The organism is Ruegeria sp. YKSE079 (assembly GCF_059612845.1).
The window spans coordinates 38,228-56,112 of record NZ_JBXWRJ010000002.1; the positions used below are offsets into that span (position 1 = coordinate 38,228).

Below are 17,885 nucleotides of genomic sequence, written 5' to 3' on the forward strand. Positions count from 1 at the left end.
ATTTTGCAAAACTGCTTTGGAATATTGCCTCTGTTCAGTTGATTTATGCAAGCCTATGGTGCGCGCAACGTCACCGGAGGAGTTTCACATGCAAGAACTTTATCACTTCATCAATGGCAAACACGTCGCTGGCACGTCCGGCCGTACTGCCGATGTCTTCAACCCCGCAACTGGCGAAGTGCAATATCAGTGCCCGATGGCCAGCGCAGCCGAAACCACGGCCGCCATCGAACAGGCAGCTGCCGCACAGCCACAATGGGCCGCCTTCAACCCCCAGCGCCGCGCTCGCGTAATGATGGCCATGGTCGGTTTGATGAACCGCGACATGGACAAGCTGGCCGAGGCGCTGAGCCGAGAGCATGGCAAGACCCTGCCCGACGCCAAAGGTGACCTGCAGCGCGGTCTCGAGGTGATCGAATACTGCATCGGCGCGCCGCAGATGCTGAAAGGCGAATTCACCGACAGCGCCGGCCCCGGCATCGACATGTATTCGATGCGCCAGCCGTTGGGCGTGGTGGCCTCGATCATGCCGTTCAACTTTCCCGCCATGATGCCGCTGTGGCACGTGGGCCCTGCACTGGCTTGCGGCAACGCCGTGGTGCTGAAGCCCTCTGAACGCGACCCATCGGTGCCGCTGATGTTGGCGGAACTGTTCGTCGAGGCCGGACTGCCCGAAGGCGTCTTCCAGGTCGTCAACGGCGACAAGGAAGCGGTTGATACCCTTCTCGACAGCGACATCATTCAAGGCGTGTCTTTCGTGGGCTCCACCCCGATCGCGCAGTACATCTATGCCCGCGCCACCGCGAATGGCAAACGGGCCCAGTGTTTCGGCGGCGCCAAAAACCACATGATCGTGATGCCCGATGCCGACATGGATCAGGCGGCAGACGCTCTGGTCGGCGCCGGCTTCGGCGCGGCAGGCGAACGCTGCATGGCCGTATCGGTCGCCGTGCCGGTGGGCGAGGAAACTGCCGATCGTCTGATCGAAAAGCTGGTTCCGCGCATCGAAAAGCTGAAAGTTGGCCCTTACACTGCCGGTGACGACGTCGACATGGGCCCCGTCGTGACTCGTGAGGCAAAAGAACGGATCATGGGCTTGATCCAGTCCGGTGTCGATCAGGGTGCGGAGCTGGTTGTCGATAACCGCAACTTCTCATTGCAGGGTTACGAAGACGGCTTCTTTGTCGGCCCGCACCTGTTTGACCGCGTCACCCCCGACATGGACATCTACAAAACCGAGATTTTCGGCCCGGTCCTGTCCACTGTGCGCGCCGGATCTTACGAAGAAGCCATAGGTTTGGCGATGAGCCACGAATATGGAAACGGCACCGCGATTTATACCCGTGATGGCGACACCGCCCGTGATTTCGCCAGCCGCATCAACATCGGCATGGTCGGTATCAATGTTCCGATCCCGGTTCCGCTGGCCTATCACACCTTTGGCGGCTGGAAGAAATCCATGTTCGGCGACCTGAACCAGCATGGCCCCGACAGCTTCAAGTTCTACACCCGCACCAAGACCGTGACCGCCCGCTGGCCGTCCGGCATCAAGGAAGGCGGCGAGTTCAACTTCAAGGCCATGGATTGATCGACCTGCAATAACCGTCTTGACGACCCCGGCCAAACGGTCGGGGTCTTTTGTTCAGGCAGTTCTTTGCCGGACACAACCTGATTTCGCATCACGCTCACGCAAATTTCGAAAATTCCATCTTTAAAAGTGAACGCGCAGCGCATAATTTCCCGCGCAAATACATATCGAGCAGCGACATTCCGGAGGCAATCTTGTCCCAGCCCAAAATATCACGCCGCAGCATTCTATTGGGTGCCGCCACTACTTTGGCCACCCCTGCCCTCGTTCGCGCGCAGAGCGCTTTTCCGGCAGAGGAACCTCCGATCGAGACGCAGGTGCCCGTACGTCGCAATATCTCGTCTTTCTCGCAACAAAGCTGGCAGGACCATTTTGACCAACTGGGTGTCGGTTGCCTGCTGGCGGACATCACCAGCCGCGCGGTGCACTATTGGGGTGGCGATGGGCAGACGTATCGCCTGTACCCGTCCTCGGTACCGATGAGCGAAGAACTGACAAAGCGCGGCTATACTGAAGTTGTGCGCAAAACCGAGAACCCAAGCTGGACCCCGACGGCGTCGATGCGCGAACGGGACCCGACCCTGCCTGTTCGTATCGATGGCGGCGACCCAGGAAATCCGCTTGGCTCCCGCGCCATGTATCTGACCTGGCCCGCATATCTGGTTCATGGCACGCACGACACCCGAAAGATCGGGCGTCAAAGTTCATCCGGTTGCATTGGCCTTTACAACCGCCACGTCGAGGAACTGTATCAACTGGTGCAGGTCGGCACCCAGGTCCGGTTGGTGTAATAACAAAAAGCCCCGGCCACCAAGGGCCGGGGCAGTCTGCCTGAACACAGGGGTGCTCACTCAGGCAGCAGGACCGTATCTATGACGTGAATCACTCCGTTCGACGCTTCGATATCGGCCTGAACAACCTTGGCTTTGTCTACCTTTACGCCATTGCGAGCGTTTACGCTCAGCCGGTCGCCCTGCACGGTCAGAACTTGCGCGCGTTTACCGGCAATATCACCCGACATGATCTCGGCCGGCACGACGTGATAGGTCAGGATGGCGACCAGTTGATCCTTGTTTTCCGGCTTCAACAGATTTTCCACCGTTCCCTCGGGAAGTGCCGCGAAGGCTTCATCCGTTGGGGCGAATACCGTGAATGGCCCTTTGCTTTTCAGCGTTCCCACAAGGTCCGCAGCCTGAACCGCCGCAACCAGAGTGTTGAAAGAACCTGCTGCGACCGCTGTGTCGACAATGTCCATTTCTGCTTTGGCCTGCAACGGCACCGCGCCCGCGAATGCAACGCTTGCCGCAGCTACGGCTCCCAAAAACCCTCTTCGAAACATATCGGAAATCTCCTCTCCCGCTTGTGATGAAAGGAGATACGCAGCCTTTTTCAGATCGGATCAAAATTAATTTAGGTAATTTTCTGAACCCAGAGGCTTTGGGCCCTGCCAGCCTTGAGAAATGGCAATGCCTCTACTGCATCCGGGCGGGCTTGCTGCAAGTAATAACCGGGCCAAAGCATCTCGAATCCACCGGACTGAAGCAGGGCGTGCAACACGTACTGTTCGGCCCATCCCGGGCAATCATAAAAAAACCGTTTCGGGTATTCATAGGGTAAGAACACGTCATGCACGTGGATGACCACACCAGGCTTCAATTGCGGGATGATGCGGCAGAACAGATGCGCCACGTCGTTGCTCATCCTTACGACATGGCTGGAGTCGATGAACAGGATGTCATCCGCTTCGAGCTCGGCAAACAGCTCCGGCTCCACGTCTTCAAGGCGCTTCTTTTCAAACCGATCCACCACATGCGCGATGTCGGCCCTTGGATACGGGTCGATCGCGGTAATCCGGGTATCCAGCCCGCCGTCGATGCTGGCCTGACGTGTTACCTTGGTAGAATTGCCGCATCCAACCTCGATCACGCGCCTTGGCTGATACCGTCGGACCATTAGGTAAAGCGCGTCCGCATCTGGACTGTCGAAATAGCCGTTTTCAGTGCGGTATCCTGTCTGGTTTTTTGATGGGTCCTTCAACGCTGCAAGCGCATTGGCGTGCGCTTTGTAGTCTTCGACCAGGCTGGTGATATTGAAATCCTGCATCCCCGGCGACAATGTATATGCGGGGCGATTCAGGCCACCTGCCCGTTCAAAGGCTTCAAGCCTCGCGCGCTCGTCCAATTCTCTGGTCTTGTCGATCAGTTTTACCCCGAATGAATCCAGCATCGCGTTTATCCGGGGGAACTTTCTGGGCTTCACCTGAGCGGTCCTTTTTGATTGCGGCTTCGCGCCTCAATACCCGGCCCACAGCGCCTTTCGCAAGAACCTGCGCCCAAACCCTTGGCAAAAAGGGGATTTCCGTATTCACTAGACGAAATTTCGAACGGGAGGCACGACATGCAGCAGGAGTTTACGCTGGGTATCGAGGAAGAATACCTGCTGGTCGACAAGGATTCCCTGCAACTTTCCGAAGCACCTGCGGCATTGATGGAAGCGTGCCAGAGTGATTTCGAAGGTCAGGTCAGTCCGGAGTTCCTGCAATGCCAGATCGAGGTCGGCACCCGCCCCCACGCCACGATTGCCGGCGCACGCGACGACCTCAAGCGTCTGCGGTCCTGCGTGTCCCAACGCGCCGCCGAGCACAATCTGGCGCCGATCGCCGTGTCATGCCATCCCTTCGCCAACTGGAAAGATCAGCATCACACCCGCAAGGAACGCTATGACGCATTGCAGCATGCCCTGGGCGGCGTTGCCCGACGCATGCTGATTTGCGGAATGCACGTTCATGTCGGCATCGAAGACGCATCCCTGCGCGCCGATCTGATGCCCCAGTTGTGCTATTTCCTGCCTCATCTTCTTGCCTTGTCGACCTCGTCACCCTTCTGGAATGGCGAGGACACAGGCCTGTCCTCATATCGCCTGACAGTCTTTGACAACCTGCCGCGAACCGGATTGCCGCCGAGTTTTGGCAGTTGGGCGGAATACCAGCGTACCACCGGTATTCTGGTTGAACTCGGCGTAATCGAGGACACGACAAAAATCTGGTGGGATTTGCGGCCATCGCATCGGTTTCCGACCCTTGAGACCCGGATCATGGATGTTCAGCCGAGATTGGAACATACGCTGTCGCTGGCCGCAATGAACCAGGCGCTTGTGCGCATGCTGTGCCGCCTCAAGGACCGCAACCTGCGGTGGCGCCACTATGATCGTTTCCTGATCGGAGAGAACCGCTGGCGCGCGCAACGCTATGGTGTAGGCGAAGGCCTGATCGACTTCGGTGACCGGTCGATCAAGCCGATGATCGAGTTGATGGACGAATTGATAGGCATGTTGGCCGAGGATGCCGAAGCTCTTGGAACGCTGCCTGAGATTGCTCGTCTGCGCCAGATTGCCAATTCCGGCACCTCCGCGACCCGCCAGCGCCGGGTCCATGCTGAAGCCATTTCCAGAGACGAAGATGGCGGTCAGGCAGTCGTTAGACACCTGATCGAAGAATTCCACGCGGACCTCTAGTCTGTCGACAAGCCAAGTCAGGCCGCATCAAACAGCAATGGCTCTTTCTGTCGTTGAAAAACTTCTGTAAGAATTCGGAAATAAACAGTCGTTCAATTCATCGCGCGCAAGGGAGACAGGCCATGGATTTCGCACTGACCGAGGAACAGACAGCCATTTTTGACATGGCCCACGCCTTTGGGCAGGAAAACATCGCCCCCTTTGCCCGTCAATGGGAGGCCGAGGGCACGATCCCTAAAGAGCTGTGGCCACAGGTTGGCGAACTTGGGTTTGGCGGCCTTTATGTCTCGGAAGAAAGTGGCGGCTCGGGTCTGAGCCGGCTCGACGCGACGCTTGTCTTCGAAGCCCTGTCGATGGCCTGCCCCTCGGTCGCGGCCTTTCTATCGATCCACAATATGTGCGCCAAGATGCTTGACAGCTTCGCCAGCGACGAGCTGAAGGCGCGCATCATGCCGGATGTGTTGAGCCTCAACACCGTGCTCAGCTATTGCCTGACCGAACCCGGCTCGGGGTCGGATGCGGCAGCCCTGAAGACCCGTGCCGAACGCACCAACGAAGGTTACACGCTCAACGGCACCAAGGCGTTCATCTCGGGTGGCGGATACTCCGACGCCTATGTCTGCATGGTGCGCACCGGTGAAGACGGTCCCAGGGGGATTTCAACCGTTTATGTCGAGGATGGCACCCCCGGCCTCAGCTTTGGCGCGCTGGAACAAAAGATGGGCTGGAAAAGCCAGCCGACAGCGCAGGTCCAGTTTGACGATTGCAAGATTCCCTCCGGTAATCTGGTGGGAACCGAAGGCGATGGTTTCAAATACGCGATGATGGGCCTGGATGGCGGGCGCCTGAACATCTCGTCCTGCTCACTTGGGGCCGCGCAGACTGCGATCAACATGACGCTGCAGTACATGTCCGAGCGCAAGGCTTTCGGCAAATCCATCGATCAGTTCCAGGCGCTGCAATTCCGGCTGGCGGATATGGAGATCGAGCTGCAGGCGGCACGCACCTTTCTGCGCCAGGCCGCATGGAAACTGGATCAGGGCACGCCGGATGCCACGAAATTCTGTGCGATGGCCAAGAAGTTTGTAACCGAGACCGGATCGAAAGTCGTGGATCAATGCCTGCAGTTGCACGGCGGATACGGTTATCTTGCTGATTACGGGATTGAAAAACTTGTCCGTGACCTGCGCGTGCATCAGATCCTCGAGGGAACGAACGAGATCATGCGCGTCATCGTGGCCCGACACATGCTTGCCAACCACTGAGGGATTCCATGGCTGACATCGACATCCGAGTGACCGGACGAGCCGGCCGGATCACCCTGACCCGTCCGCATGCGTTGAATGCGATGAGTTATGAGATGTGCATGGCAATCGATACCGCCCTGCGCAATTGGCGCGAGGATGATGATGTCGATCTGGTGATCCTGGATGCCGAAGGCGAAAAGGCTTTTTGCGCCGGCGGTGATATTGCCGAGCTTTATGAAACCGGGATCAAGGGCGATTTCGGCTATGGCCGCACGTTCTGGCGTGACGAATACCGCATGAACGCGATGATTTTCGAGTACCCCAAGCCGGTCGTGAGCTTCATGCAGGGCTTTACCATGGGCGGCGGTGTCGGCATCGGGTGTCATGGCACCCACCGGGTTGTTGGCGAAAGCTCCAAAATCGCCATGCCGGAATGCGGCATTGGCCTGATCCCCGATGTGGGTGGGACGCTGATGCTTTCACTGGCGCCGGGCCGGGTGGGTGAATATCTGGGGTTGACCGCCGGGCGCATGGGGCCGGACGACGCCATTTTTGCGGGCTTCGCAGACCACTATATCCCGCAGGAAAAGTGGGGCGGCCTGATCGAAATGCTCGAAGCCTCGGGCGATGCCGAACACGTCGCAACCCATTCAGAACCCGCGCCCGAAGGTACCCTGCGCCCAGCTCAGACGGACATCGACCGCCACTTTGGCGGCGAGTCATTGGGCGATATCCTGACATCCCTGCGGACCGAAGATACCGATTTTGCCAAAGGCACGCTCAAGGCGCTTGGACGCAACTGTCCGATTTCCATGGCATGCACGGTTGAAATGCTCCATCGGCTTCGCGGCCCGTCCCTGACGATCCGCAAAGCGTTGGAGATGGAATACCGGTTCACCTATCGGTCGGTGGAACACGGCGATTTCCTTGAAGGTATCCGTGCACAGATCATCGACAAGGATCGCAATCCCAAGTGGCAATATGCCGACATGAACGTTCCCGCCGTGGCCGTTTCCAAAATGCTGCAACCACTTGGCGCAGACGCACTGACATTCAAGGAGGAATGAAAGATGAAAATCGGGTTCATTGGTCTGGGCAACATGGGCGCGCCGATGGCCGCCAATCTGGCCAAGGCCGGGCACGAGGTTGTTGGCTTTGATATGGCCGACGTGTCGATCGACGGTGTCCGGATGGCCGACAGTGCGGCAATGGCTGCAACGGATGCCGAAGTGGTCATCACGATGCTCCCCAACGGTCAGATCCTGCGGTCGGTGGCTGGTGAGGTGATCCCCGCCATGTCCAGGGGCGCGGCGCTGGTCGACTGTTCCACCGTGGACGTGGACAGTGCCCGCGCGGTGGCCGAACAGGCAAACGCGGCAGGGTTGCTGTCGGTCGACGCCCCTGTTTCGGGCGGCATCGGCGGCGCGGCAGCCGGGACGCTCACATTCATGGCTGGAGGCTCGGCCGAAGCGTTTGCCAAAGCCGCACCGCTGTTTGAGATCATGGGGCAAAAAGCCGTACATTGTGGCGAAGCCGGAGCCGGACAGGCGGCCAAGATCTGTAACAACATGATCCTCGGCGTCACCATGATCGCCACATGCGAAGCCTTTGCGCTGGCCGACAAGCTGGGCCTGGACCGGCAAAAGATGTTCGACGTGGTTTCAACTTCTTCCGGCTACAGCTGGACCATGAACGCCTATTGTCCCGCTCCGGGCGTCGGTCCGCAAAGCCCTGCGGACAATGACTACAAGCCGGGATTTGCAGCTGAACTGATGCTCAAAGACCTGCGTCTCAGCCAGCAAGCCGCCGAAAGCGCCGATGCGGATACTCCAATGGGCAAGGCCGCCACCGCGCTTTATGAAGCTTTTGTCGAAAACGAAGATGGCAAGGGCATGGATTTCAGCGCCATGCTACCCCGGTTCGAAAAGCGGAGTCGTGACTGACGGCAGGTTTTCGCCCAGTGGTTTGAAAAGCGGGCGCAATTCCCCATCTGATGAGGTAACGCTAGTTCAACAGCCTCAGCGTTACCGCATAGGAGCATGATCGATGAAAATGCTAGCCTTTACCGCCGCGATTCTTGCGCTGGCCCTTAGCCCGGCAGTTGCTATGGCTGGCAATGGGAACGGCAAAGGAAAAGGCAAGGGAAACAACAACAACAACAACCGTGTGAAGATTGAGCGCGTATCGCCAGATTATGGCCGCGATGATCGCCGGTACTACGGTTCTGTCGGTCATTGCCCACCTGGCCTTGCCAAAAAGGCGGTGCCTTGTGTTCCGCCCGGTCAGGTCAAGAATCGCTACTACACCGGGGACTACATCTATCGCGACTACATCCGGATCGACGATCCCTATCGCTATGGTCTGAGGCGCGATGGTTACTATGTCCGCGCTGGCGACTACGTCTACAGCGTCGACCGTGATACCCATAAGGTGTTGAACCTGATCGGCGCGGTTGCCGATATCCTGAACTGACTTCAGCGATACGGGTTCTTTGGCGAGCGGTCCTGTGACAGGCTGTCTTGCCTGCTTTGCACCAAATCTCCGATTGCATCCGCCAAATGGATGCGGTCGATGTTGTAGTCGCCTCTTTCGACCCGCAACCGGTGTGCCCGGATCAGAACATCTGCGTGAGTACAGCCTGTCGGCGGATCGAACCGATAGCTTGCCAGTTCGATCAGCAATCCCAGCGGGTCCTTGAAATAGATCGAATCCATGAACCCCCGATCCTTGGGGCCGGAATGGCCGATCCCCCGTTCCTCAAGCCGCTCGACGGCCTGCCAGAACGTCGCTTGAGACACATTGAAGGCCAGATGGTGCACGCAGCCCGGATCGGTCGGTGTACGTTCGCGACTGCCTTGTCGATTTTCATTGGTGAATACCGTGATCAGCCGCCCGTCACCGGGGTCGAAATACAGATGACCTTCGTCCGGATTATCAAGGTTGGGCTGGTCGAACACAAAGGGCATGCCCAGCACGCCCTCCCAAAAATCAAGGCTGGTTTGCCGGTCCGCTCCGGTTAACGTGATGTGATGCACCCCTTGGGTCTGCAACTTGCGCATCTTCTCTCCTCCCTTGTTACAAAGAGGGTGCCACAGTCTGGCACGCGTTGCAGCCCGGAAATGATTTGGTCGATGCCCTACTCGGCCGCAACCCGTTCGGGATTCAACATCGGCTTCAGATACCGCCCGGTATGGCTGCGTTCGCATTCGGCCACGTCCTCTGGGGTGCCTTCGGCAACGATCCGTCCACCGCCATCACCGCCTTCGGGGCCGATATCGATGATGTGGTCGGCGGTTTTCACCACGTCCAGATTGTGCTCGATCACCACGACAGTATTGCCCTGTTCGACCAATTCATGCAAAACTTCCAACAGCTTGCGCACGTCTTCAAAATGCAGACCTGTGGTGGGTTCATCCAGAATATAAAGAGTGCGACCTGTCGAACGCTTGCTGAGTTCCTTTGACAGCTTCACCCGTTGCGCCTCACCGCCGGAAAGCGTTGTGGCCTGCTGACCGACCTTGATATAGCCCAGACCCACCCGCGCCAAAGCATCCATCTTTTCGCGGATCGACGGCACCGCCTTGAAAAACTCCTGCGCATCCTCGACCGTCATGTCCAGCACATCTGCGATGGATTTGCCCTTGAACTTGATTTCAAGCGTTTCGCGGTTGTAGCGTGCGCCCTTGCAGGTTTCGCAGGTGACATAGACATCGGGCAGAAAGTGCATTTCGATCTTGATGACACCGTCACCCTGACAGGCCTCGCACCGCCCGCCCTTGACGTTAAAGCTGAACCGACCGGGCTTGTAGCCGCGCGCCTTGGCCTCGGGCAGACCGGCAAACCAATCGCGGATCGGGGTGAACGCCCCCGTGTATGTCGCCGGGTTCGACCGCGGTGTGCGCCCGATGGGGCGCTGGTCGATGTCGATGACTTTATCCAGAAACTCAAGCCCCTTGATCGTTTCGCATGGCGCTGGGGTTTGCCGCGCGCCATTCAACCTCATCGAGGCGGTCTTGAACAGCGTTTCAATGGTCAACGTTGACTTGCCCCCACCCGAAACGCCGGTCACACAGACGAATTTTCCGAGTGGGAAAACGGCGGTCACCTCCTTGAGGTTATTTCCGGTGGCCTTTACCACAGTGACCTTCTTGCCGTTGCCGACGCGACGATCCGCCGGAATCGCGATCTCGCGCATGCCAGACAGGTATTGGCCGGTGATCGAAGCAGCGTCCGCCGCGATGTGTTCGGGCGTTCCATGGCTGACCACTTGCCCGCCATGCACCCCAGCGCCTGGGCCGATGTCGAAAACGTAGTCCGCCTCGCGGATCGCTTCTTCGTCATGTTCGACCACAATCACCGTATTGCCCTGATCGCGCAGGTTCTTGAGCGTGCCCAGAAGCCGGTCGTTGTCGCGCTGGTGCAGACCAATCGACGGTTCATCCAGCACATAAAGCACCCCGGTCAGACCCGAACCGATCTGGCTGGCCAGACGGATGCGCTGGCTCTCGCCGCCCGACAAGGTCCCACTTGAACGCGACAACGTAAGATATTCCAATCCCACATTGTTCAGGAACCCCAATCGTTCGCGGATTTCCTTGAGAATGGCGCGCGCGATTTCGTTCTTCTGCATGCTCAGATGGTTCGGCGCGTCCTCGATCCAGGCCAAAGCTTCGCGGATCGACATCTGCACCACGTTACCCACATGCTGGCCCGCGATTTTCACCGCCAGCGCTTCTTCGCGCAGGCGATGGCCACGACATGTTCCGCAGGGTCGGTTGTTTTGATAGCGCTCAAATTCCTCGCGAATCCAATTCGAATCCGTCTCGCGATAGCGGCGCTCCATATTCGGAATTACGCCCTCAAAGGTGCGGGTGGCTTGATAAACCCGCCCACCCTCGTCGTAGCGGAAGGGAATTTCTTCGTCGCCAGAGCCATACAGGAACACTTGCTGCACCTTCTCGGGCAGATCCTTCCAAGGGGTGTTCTTGTCAAACTCGTAGTGTCGCGCAATGGCCTCGATTGTCTGCAGGAAATAAGGAGACTTGCCCTTTCGCCAAGGCGCCAGCGCCCCGTCGTAGACCTTGAGCGTCTGGTCGGGCACCACGAGGCGTTCGTCAAAAAACAGCTCGACCCCCAGACCGTCGCAATCCGGGCAAGCCCCGAATGGCGCGTTGAATGAAAACAGGCGCGGTTCGATCTCAGGGATGGTGAAACCACTGACAGGGCAGGCAAAATTCTCGGAAAACGTGATCCGCTCCGGATCACCGTCGCGCGGTGCGGTCTCCAGAATGGCGATGCCATCGGCCAGATCAAGCGCGGTTCGCAGGCTGTCGGCCAGACGAGTCTCCATCCCTTCACGGACCACCAGACGATCCACCACCACATCGATATCGTGGCGGAATTTCTTGTCCAGCACCGGAGGCTCGTCCAACTCATAGAACTGACCATCGACCTTGACCCGCTGGAAACCCTGCTTGCGCAGCTCCAGAAACTCCTTTTTGTACTCGCCCTTCCGGTCGCGCACGATCGGCGCAAGCAAATAGCCGCGCGTGCCCTCCTCCATCGCCATAATCCGGTCAACCATGTCCTGCACCTGCTGCGCCTCAATGGGCAGGCCGGTGGCCGGGCTGAAGGGAGTGCCTGCGCGGGCAAACAGCAGACGTAGATAATCGTAGATCTCGGTTACCGTGCCAACGGTCGAGCGCGGGTTTTTCGAGGTCGTCTTCTGTTCGATCGAAATCGCGGGGGACAGGCCGCTGATGTGATCCACATCCGGCTTTTCCATCATATCGAGGAACTGGCGCGCGTAGGCCGACAGGCTTTCGACATAGCGCCGCTGCCCTTCGGCATAAATTGTATCGAAGGCCAACGAGGACTTGCCCGAACCCGACAGCCCAGTGATCACTACCAACTGGTCGCGCGGAATATCCACGTCGATTCCCTTGAGATTGTGCTCACGCGCGCCACGCACTTCGATATTCTTCAGTTCCGCCATGACCTACCTCGGCAACAATTCCTAATAGATAGTTGAGACAGCCTGAGTCTCCAACCAAAAAATAAGAACATACAAAGAACATTCATACAGTACCATGGATAGACCAACTGGGGCTCTGCCCCAGACCCCGGGATATTTGAGGCCAGATGAAGTAACGGATCCTTAACCCGTTTTCGGCAGAGTGACCCCGCGGTGCAGGCGGGGACGCCGATGTCCGCGCTAGGTGAAGCGCCCCGACCGGTTCGGGGCGCGGATCCCGTGTTCATCTGGCCTCAAATATCCCCGCCGGAGGCACTGGCTTTCGCCAGAAAGCCCAACAAAAAAAGCCGCGCCAGAGGCGCGACCTTTTGAGAATCCAATTGTTTTTCGGGATCACATGTGGATCACCCGCCCGTAAGCGTCCAGCACGCTTTCATGCATCATTTCGCTGAGCGTGGGATGCGGGAAGACGGTGTTCATCAAATCTTCTTCCGTGGTCTCCAATTGGCGGCCCACCACATAACCTTGTATCATTTCAGTGACCTCGGCACCGATCATGTGTGCACCCAGCAATTCGCCGGTCTTGGCGTCGAACACGGTTTTGACCAGCCCTTCGGGTTCTCCCAGCGCAATCGCCTTGCCGTTACCAATGAAGGGAAAACGGCCCACCTTGACTTCATACCCCAGTTCCTTGGCCTTGGCTTCGGAATACCCCACTGATGCCACCTGCGGGTGGCAATAGGTGCAGCCTGCAATGCTTTCAGGTTTGACCGGGTGCGCGTGCTTGCCCGCGATCAGGTCCGCCACCATGACACCCTCGTGGCTTGCCTTGTGCGCCAACCACGGCGCACCCGCAATATCGCCGATGGCATAAAGCCCCTCGACCCCGGTACGGCAGAATTCATCCGTCACCACATGGGTGCGATCGATCTTGACCCCCAGGGCTTCGAGCCCGAGGCTTTCCACGTTGCCAACAATACCCACGGCGGAAATCACCGTGTCGAACTCGTGCTTTTCGATCTTGCCCTTGACCTCGATATGGGCGGTGACCTTGCCCTTGCCGCGATCAAGTTGCTTGACCATCGCCTTTTCCATGATGGTCATGCCCTGTTTGGTAAAGGCTTTCTTGGCAAAAGCGCTGATTTCGGCATCTTCGACAGGCAAGACACGATCCAGAACTTCGACCACGGTCGTATCTGCGCCCAGAGTATTGTAAAAGCTCGCGAATTCGATGCCGATCGCGCCCGAACCGATGACCAGAAGCTTCTTGGGCATGCGCGGTGGCTGCAGCGCGTGCTTGTAGGTCCAGACCAGATCGCCATCTGCCTCCAGTCCCGGCAATTCCCGGGCGCGTGCACCGGTAGCAAGGATGATGTTATTTGCGGTCAGTTCCTCGGTGCCCTTGTCAGTCTTGACGCTGACCTTGCCCTTGGCGGGGATCGTCGCCTCCCCCATTACAACGGTGACTTTGTTTTTTCTCAACAGGTGGCCGATACCACCCGACAACTGCGCCGCCACCCCGCGCGAACGTTTCACCACCGCATCCAGATCGTAACCGATATTTTCAGCCTTCAACCCGAAATCCTTGGCCCGCTCCATCAAGTGGAACACTTCCGAAGAGCGCAACAGAGCTTTGGTCGGAATGCACCCCCAATTCAAACAGATGCCGCCCAAATGTTCACGTTCGACAACAGCGGTTTTCAGGCCCAGCTGCGCTCCACGAATGGCGGCGACATAGCCGCCGGGGCCTGCGCCGATTACGATCAGATCAAAGGATTGTGCAGCCATGTTTCCCTCTCGGCGCCGGTCGTTTCAAAACTAGTTTACCATTAAACTAATTTTCCAAGCACATCAACAACACTTCCCCGCGACAAATGCGACGCGAGGTCAAACAGTATGTGACAAGCGGTTTCCAGCCTATACGCGACCACACCGTTTGGCTAGAAAAGAAGGCGTACTGATTGGCATAGCACAATTTCACATCCGGGTTCAGAGGGATCAGATATGGCCAGGACACTCAAAGACTTGCTTCTCGCGATGCTCAACGCGACATTGATCCTTTTGGCGTTGTGCCTGTTTCTGGGATGGAAACTGCTGTCGACCCTCGACGGTTTCAAGGAAGATTTCGCCCAAAGGCTCGAGCTGCTACAGCCGCTGCGCACGCAGACACAAGACATCACGGGCGAGCTGAAGGGACTTAGAAATGATCTGAAGGAGCTTGGTGAGAATAACGGGGAGATTTCGCCAGCCGTGGCCCAGAGAATTCTGGGAGTGCTGGCCCGAACAAATGCGATTGAGCAGAGGCTTGAAAAAACTCAGTCTCAATTGGCGGATCTGGCGGATGCCCCAGAGAAACTGATCGATCACGCCATCGACGCGTCCGCTGCGGCCATAGCCAACAGCATAAACGACATCAGAAGTTGCACCCCAGCGTCTTAGATCGCGGCTTGCAGTTCCCGCACGGTCTGACCGTATCCACCACTGCTGACATAATCAGCTTCCTGCGGTGTCATCTCGCGATGGAGAGCTTCGTTGCGATACGGAAAACGCCCGAACTTGCGGATGATCTCGCGATGCGCTTGTGCGTGCAACAGATTGCCGGCACCTGATTGCGGCATACGCTGATGCAGCAGACGAACGCAGCGTTCCTGATCGCACAGGTTTTCCGAATGCATCAACGGCATATAGAAAAACTGCCGTGCCGGCTCATCGATCCTCAGATCCCAGCCCCTGTCGATCGCGCATTTCGCGGCGGACAGAGCCGCGCGGTCTGATGCGAACGCGCGCCCCTCGCCCCGGAACATGTTCCTCGGAAATTGATCCATCAGGATGATGTATGCCAACGTCCCGCTTGGATAGGTCAGCCACAGCGCAAACTTGCCCTGACATGCACCATTCCAGCTTTCGAGAAACTTGTCGCGAACAAGCGCGTCCAGCGCTTCATCCTGCTTGTACCACCCTTCGGGCCCAACTTCATCTAACCAAAAACTCAATACTTCTTCAGGACTTACCATTGCCCTTGCTCCACTAATGTTCCCCCCCAGGGGCACTACTTGTATTAAAATGACTTTTACCAACTTGTTACAATAAAATATTGCAACATTCGCGACACATTTCCAACCACTAAGCTACATCCTGTGCCTCACGCTCTTCCTGCCCGGCTTCGATCGCAACCTCTTGTGCAACCTCCAGCACGACGGGCGATGCTGTCGGATAGAGCGTGGTCATCGCGCTTGTCTCGTCTATCGGGGTCGAGGCACGCTGCGTCATCCGGTAAAGAGCGTAAAGTGTCATCACGAACAGAAGTCCCGAGAAAAACAGGAAAAAACCGGACGGACCAAAGACACTGTCCCCCATCATCCACCCAACGATCACTGGGCCGGCAATTGCGCCGAGACCGTTGATAAAGACCAGCCCACCCGAGGCGGCGGCCATGTCTTCGTGCTCAAGATAGTCGTTCGTATAGGCGATGAGCAGGGAATACAGCGGGTTGGTCATGCCCCCGATCACGAATGCCGCAGTAAGAAGAACATGGAAACTGTTGCCGAAAATCATCGCAATTAGTGCGGTTCCACCGCCAACGGCGGCGGCCAGCATGATCAGAACGCGCCGATCCATGCGATCCGAGAACCACCCCAGCGGATACTGCAATACCACTGCGCCTACATAGAAAGCCGCAACAAAGGTCGAGATTTCCACAAGGCTCAAGCCTGCCCGCGCGCCATAAACCGCAGACATGCCGAACTGTGCGGAAAAGACACCGCCTAGCAGGAACATCCCTACACATCCCAGCGGCGAGATGTTCATCAACTGTTTCAGCGTCATCGGTTTTGTGGTGTCGAACGCAGGTGTCGGCGAGATCGACAGAAGAATCGGACCGAACGAAATCGACACCAGGATCGACGCGATGACAAAGGTCTCATACCCCGCAGGATCGCCAAGCAAAAGCAGGCCCTGGGCGGTAATAATCCCGGCCATCTGTACGATCATGTACAGCGACAGTGCCTGCCCACGGTTTTCATTACTTGCCGCGTTGTTCAGCCAGCTTTCAGCGGTGACATAGACCCCGGAAAAGCAAAACCCGATAATCACGCGACCAAGCGACCATGCGACCGTGTTGGCCAGCATGGGATACATGATCATCACGGCAGAAATGAACGAGGCCAGCGCCGCAAACACACGTACATGGCCAACCCGACGGATCATCTCGGGCGCGAGCCGCGACCCACCAAGAAAGCCCAGGAAATAGGCGGACATGACAAAGGACATCTCAAGGGTCGTAAACCCCTCGATCTCGCCCCGAACGCCCAGCAATGTACCTTGCAGACCATTGCCAACCATCAAAAGGCCCATGCCCAGCAAAAGCGCCCACGCGCTGGAAAGTACCTGAATCATCGGAGCCTCTGTCTATTTCTGCCGCGTTTCGCGTTAGTGTCCACGCAGATATCATTTGTAGGCGCTTTTCGACAACATTTGCCGAAATTGCGCTTTGGAACACGCCATTTAGGGGAACAAAAGCGACGCATCCCCGTAGGAAAAGAACCGGTATTTCGTTTCGATTGCGTGGGCGTAAACACGCTGCATTCGATCACGCCCCATCAGGGCTGAAACCAACATCAGCAAAGTCGATTTGGGCAGGTGAAAATTGGTCATCAGGGCATCTGCGACGTGAAATTCGAATCCAGGGTAGATGAAGATGTCCGTCTCACCTTCCCAGGGTTCGATTTCTCCGCTTCGCGCGGCACTTTCGATGAGTCGCAGCGCGGTTGTGCCAACCGGAATGACCCGACCGCCCGCCGCCTTGGTGGCCCGGATCTCGTCGACCGCCTGCGCACTGACCCGCCCCCATTCCGCGTGCATCCTGTGGGTGGTCACATCCTCGACTTTCACCGGCAAAAAGGTTCCGGCCCCCACATGCAGAGTGACATGAGTGAACGCTATCCCCTTGTTTCTTAGCGCCTGCATCAGCGCATCGTCGAAATGCAGCGAGGCTGTCGGGGCCGCCACCGCTCCGGAATGCCGGGCCCAGATGGTTTGGTAGTCCGTCTTGTCCTGCTCGTCTGCGGGCCGTTTCGCGGCGATATAGGGCGGCAAGGGCATTGCGCCCGCCTCTTCCAACGCGCGGTCAAAGTTTTCTCCCGCGAGGTTGAAGCGCAAAAAAGCCTGCCCCTCGTCTACTCGCTCCAGAATGGCGCTGAGCCTGTCGGAAAAGACTATCTCCTCACCGAGTTTCACTTTCTTCAGTGGCTTAATCAGCGCTGCCCATGTGCCCTCGGCCTGAGGGTCAAGCAACGTCGCCTCTATCGCGGCCGAAACCGGGCCTTGCGAGCTTTGCCTGTGCCGACGCCCGCTGAGCCGAGCCGGGATAACCCGCGTGTCATTCAGCACCAACCGGTCTCCCGGTCGCAACCAGTCCGGCAGATGAATGGCTGTGGAATCCGTGATCCGATCGGCCTCTGCCACCAGCAAACGCGCAGAAGAACGCGGGCTGGCAGGGCGGGTGGCGATCAGGTCTTCGGGCAGGTGGAAATCAAAGTCGCTCAGTTTCATGCGCGCGCTTTAT

Annotated in this window: 16 protein-coding genes; 8 read left to right on the forward strand and 8 right to left on the reverse strand. The window is 57.7% G+C overall.

Annotation, left to right across the window (positions count from 1 at the left end):
• Positions 1 to 88 precede the first annotated feature (88 nt).
• Complete coding sequence (locus AC2FMY_RS01785) at positions 89 to 1,588, forward strand: CoA-acylating methylmalonate-semialdehyde dehydrogenase (RefSeq protein WP_480748357.1); 1,500 nt, start codon at positions 89 to 91, stop codon at positions 1,586 to 1,588.
• Positions 1,589 to 1,782: 194 nt separating this feature from the next.
• On the forward strand, positions 1,783 to 2,379 hold the full coding sequence (locus AC2FMY_RS01790) for a L,D-transpeptidase (RefSeq protein ID WP_480748356.1): 597 nt from the start codon (positions 1,783 to 1,785) through the stop codon (positions 2,377 to 2,379).
• Between the two features lie 56 nt (positions 2,380 to 2,435).
• Here AC2FMY_RS01790 and AC2FMY_RS01795 read toward each other — a convergent pair whose 3' ends face one another.
• Both AC2FMY_RS01795 and AC2FMY_RS01800 read right to left on the reverse strand, forming a co-directional pair.
• Positions 2,436 to 2,927, reverse strand: a complete 492-nt coding sequence (locus AC2FMY_RS01795; protein WP_480748355.1) for a fasciclin domain-containing protein — start codon at positions 2,925 to 2,927, stop codon at positions 2,436 to 2,438.
• 71 nt (positions 2,928 to 2,998) lie between these two features.
• Positions 2,999 to 3,814, reverse strand: coding sequence for a class I SAM-dependent methyltransferase (locus AC2FMY_RS01800; protein WP_496806897.1), 816 nt, complete (start codon positions 3,812 to 3,814; stop codon positions 2,999 to 3,001).
• A gap of 171 nt (positions 3,815 to 3,985) precedes the next feature.
• Here AC2FMY_RS01800 and AC2FMY_RS01805 point away from each other — a divergent pair, with 171 nt between their 5' ends.
• From AC2FMY_RS01805 to AC2FMY_RS01825, 5 genes are all read left to right on the forward strand, one after another.
• Positions 3,986 to 5,101 (forward strand): carboxylate-amine ligase, encoded by a 1,116-nt coding sequence (locus AC2FMY_RS01805; protein WP_496744123.1) that lies wholly within the window; start codon positions 3,986 to 3,988, stop codon positions 5,099 to 5,101.
• Positions 5,102 to 5,223: 122 nt separating this feature from the next.
• Positions 5,224 to 6,366 (forward strand): acyl-CoA dehydrogenase family protein, encoded by a 1,143-nt coding sequence (locus AC2FMY_RS01810; RefSeq protein WP_496806898.1) that lies wholly within the window; start codon positions 5,224 to 5,226, stop codon positions 6,364 to 6,366.
• Positions 6,367 to 6,374: 8 nt separating this feature from the next.
• Positions 6,375 to 7,415 carry an enoyl-CoA hydratase/isomerase family protein gene (locus tag AC2FMY_RS01815; RefSeq protein ID WP_496806899.1) on the forward strand — a complete coding sequence of 347 codons (1,041 nt, stop codon included), beginning with the start codon at positions 6,375 to 6,377 and terminating at the stop codon, positions 7,413 to 7,415.
• 3 nt (positions 7,416 to 7,418) lie between these two features.
• Positions 7,419 to 8,291 carry a 3-hydroxyisobutyrate dehydrogenase gene (gene mmsB / locus AC2FMY_RS01820; RefSeq protein ID WP_496744117.1) on the forward strand — a complete coding sequence of 291 codons (873 nt, stop codon included), beginning with the start codon at positions 7,419 to 7,421 and terminating at the stop codon, positions 8,289 to 8,291.
• A 103-nt stretch (positions 8,292 to 8,394) separates the two neighbouring features.
• Positions 8,395 to 8,820 carry a hypothetical protein gene (locus AC2FMY_RS01825; RefSeq protein WP_480748349.1) on the forward strand — a complete coding sequence of 142 codons (426 nt, stop codon included), beginning with the start codon at positions 8,395 to 8,397 and terminating at the stop codon, positions 8,818 to 8,820.
• A 2-nt stretch (positions 8,821 to 8,822) separates the two neighbouring features.
• Here AC2FMY_RS01825 and AC2FMY_RS01830 read toward each other — a convergent pair whose 3' ends face one another.
• The 3 genes from AC2FMY_RS01830 to lpdA all read right to left on the reverse strand — a co-directional run bounded on the left by AC2FMY_RS01830 (position 8,823) and on the right by lpdA (position 14,110).
• Positions 8,823 to 9,407 (reverse strand): VOC family protein, encoded by a 585-nt coding sequence (locus AC2FMY_RS01830; RefSeq protein ID WP_480748348.1) that lies wholly within the window; start codon positions 9,405 to 9,407, stop codon positions 8,823 to 8,825.
• Between the two features lie 77 nt (positions 9,408 to 9,484).
• Positions 9,485 to 12,343 carry an excinuclease ABC subunit UvrA gene (uvrA, locus tag AC2FMY_RS01835; RefSeq protein WP_496806900.1) on the reverse strand — a complete coding sequence of 953 codons (2,859 nt, stop codon included), beginning with the start codon at positions 12,341 to 12,343 and terminating at the stop codon, positions 9,485 to 9,487.
• A 372-nt stretch (positions 12,344 to 12,715) separates the two neighbouring features.
• Positions 12,716 to 14,110, reverse strand: a complete 1,395-nt coding sequence (gene lpdA, locus AC2FMY_RS01840) for a dihydrolipoyl dehydrogenase (RefSeq protein ID WP_480748346.1) — start codon at positions 14,108 to 14,110, stop codon at positions 12,716 to 12,718.
• Between the two features lie 216 nt (positions 14,111 to 14,326).
• Here lpdA and AC2FMY_RS01845 point away from each other — a divergent pair, with 216 nt between their 5' ends.
• Entirely contained in the window at positions 14,327 to 14,761 is a 435-nt protein-coding gene (locus AC2FMY_RS01845; RefSeq protein WP_496744114.1) for a hypothetical protein, read from the forward strand.
• On the opposite strand, the gene AC2FMY_RS01850 is transcribed toward AC2FMY_RS01845, so the two are convergent.
• The 3 genes from AC2FMY_RS01850 to queA all read right to left on the reverse strand — a co-directional run bounded on the left by AC2FMY_RS01850 (position 14,758) and on the right by queA (position 17,872).
• Positions 14,758 to 15,336 carry a DUF924 family protein gene (locus AC2FMY_RS01850; RefSeq protein ID WP_480748344.1) on the reverse strand — a complete coding sequence of 193 codons (579 nt, stop codon included), beginning with the start codon at positions 15,334 to 15,336 and terminating at the stop codon, positions 14,758 to 14,760. The genes AC2FMY_RS01845 and AC2FMY_RS01850 overlap by 4 nt on opposite strands.
• A 109-nt stretch (positions 15,337 to 15,445) precedes the next feature.
• Positions 15,446 to 16,717 carry an MFS transporter gene (locus AC2FMY_RS01855; RefSeq protein WP_496806901.1) on the reverse strand — a complete coding sequence of 424 codons (1,272 nt, stop codon included), beginning with the start codon at positions 16,715 to 16,717 and terminating at the stop codon, positions 15,446 to 15,448.
• 108 nt (positions 16,718 to 16,825) lie between these two features.
• The gene (queA, locus tag AC2FMY_RS01860; protein WP_496806902.1) at positions 16,826 to 17,872 is read right to left on the reverse strand and encodes a tRNA preQ1(34) S-adenosylmethionine ribosyltransferase-isomerase QueA; all 1,047 of its coding nucleotides are present in this window, start codon (positions 17,870 to 17,872) and stop codon (positions 16,826 to 16,828) included.
• Positions 17,873 to 17,885: the final 13 nt, after the last annotated feature.

Excerpts from the sequence above, each read along its gene's own strand:
- AC2FMY_RS01795 (WP_480748355.1), bottom strand. The coding sequence starts at position 2,927 with ATGTTTCGAAGAGGGTTTTTGGGAGCCGTAGCTGCGGCAAGCGTTGCA.
- uvrA (WP_496806900.1), bottom strand. The coding sequence starts at position 12,343 with ATGGCGGAACTGAAGAATATCGAAGTGCGTGGCGCGCGTGAGCACAAT.
- mmsB (WP_496744117.1), top strand. The coding sequence starts at position 7,419 with ATGAAAATCGGGTTCATTGGTCTGGGCAACATGGGCGCGCCGATGGCC.
- AC2FMY_RS01825 (WP_480748349.1), top strand. The coding sequence starts at position 8,395 with ATGAAAATGCTAGCCTTTACCGCCGCGATTCTTGCGCTGGCCCTTAGC.
- AC2FMY_RS01815 (WP_496806899.1), top strand. The coding sequence starts at position 6,375 with ATGGCTGACATCGACATCCGAGTGACCGGACGAGCCGGCCGGATCACC.
- AC2FMY_RS01855 (WP_496806901.1), bottom strand. The coding sequence starts at position 16,717 with ATGATTCAGGTACTTTCCAGCGCGTGGGCGCTTTTGCTGGGCATGGGC.
- AC2FMY_RS01805 (WP_496744123.1), top strand. The coding sequence starts at position 3,986 with ATGCAGCAGGAGTTTACGCTGGGTATCGAGGAAGAATACCTGCTGGTC.
- AC2FMY_RS01785 (WP_480748357.1), top strand. The coding sequence starts at position 89 with ATGCAAGAACTTTATCACTTCATCAATGGCAAACACGTCGCTGGCACG.
- lpdA (WP_480748346.1), bottom strand. The coding sequence starts at position 14,110 with ATGGCTGCACAATCCTTTGATCTGATCGTAATCGGCGCAGGCCCCGGC.
- queA (WP_496806902.1), bottom strand. The coding sequence starts at position 17,872 with ATGAAACTGAGCGACTTTGATTTCCACCTGCCCGAAGACCTGATCGCC.
- AC2FMY_RS01800 (WP_496806897.1), bottom strand. The coding sequence starts at position 3,814 with ATGCTGGATTCATTCGGGGTAAAACTGATCGACAAGACCAGAGAATTG.
- AC2FMY_RS01845 (WP_496744114.1), top strand. The coding sequence starts at position 14,327 with ATGGCCAGGACACTCAAAGACTTGCTTCTCGCGATGCTCAACGCGACA.
- AC2FMY_RS01830 (WP_480748348.1), bottom strand. The coding sequence starts at position 9,407 with ATGCGCAAGTTGCAGACCCAAGGGGTGCATCACATCACGTTAACCGGA.
- AC2FMY_RS01810 (WP_496806898.1), top strand. The coding sequence starts at position 5,224 with ATGGATTTCGCACTGACCGAGGAACAGACAGCCATTTTTGACATGGCC.
- AC2FMY_RS01850 (WP_480748344.1), bottom strand. The coding sequence starts at position 15,336 with ATGGTAAGTCCTGAAGAAGTATTGAGTTTTTGGTTAGATGAAGTTGGG.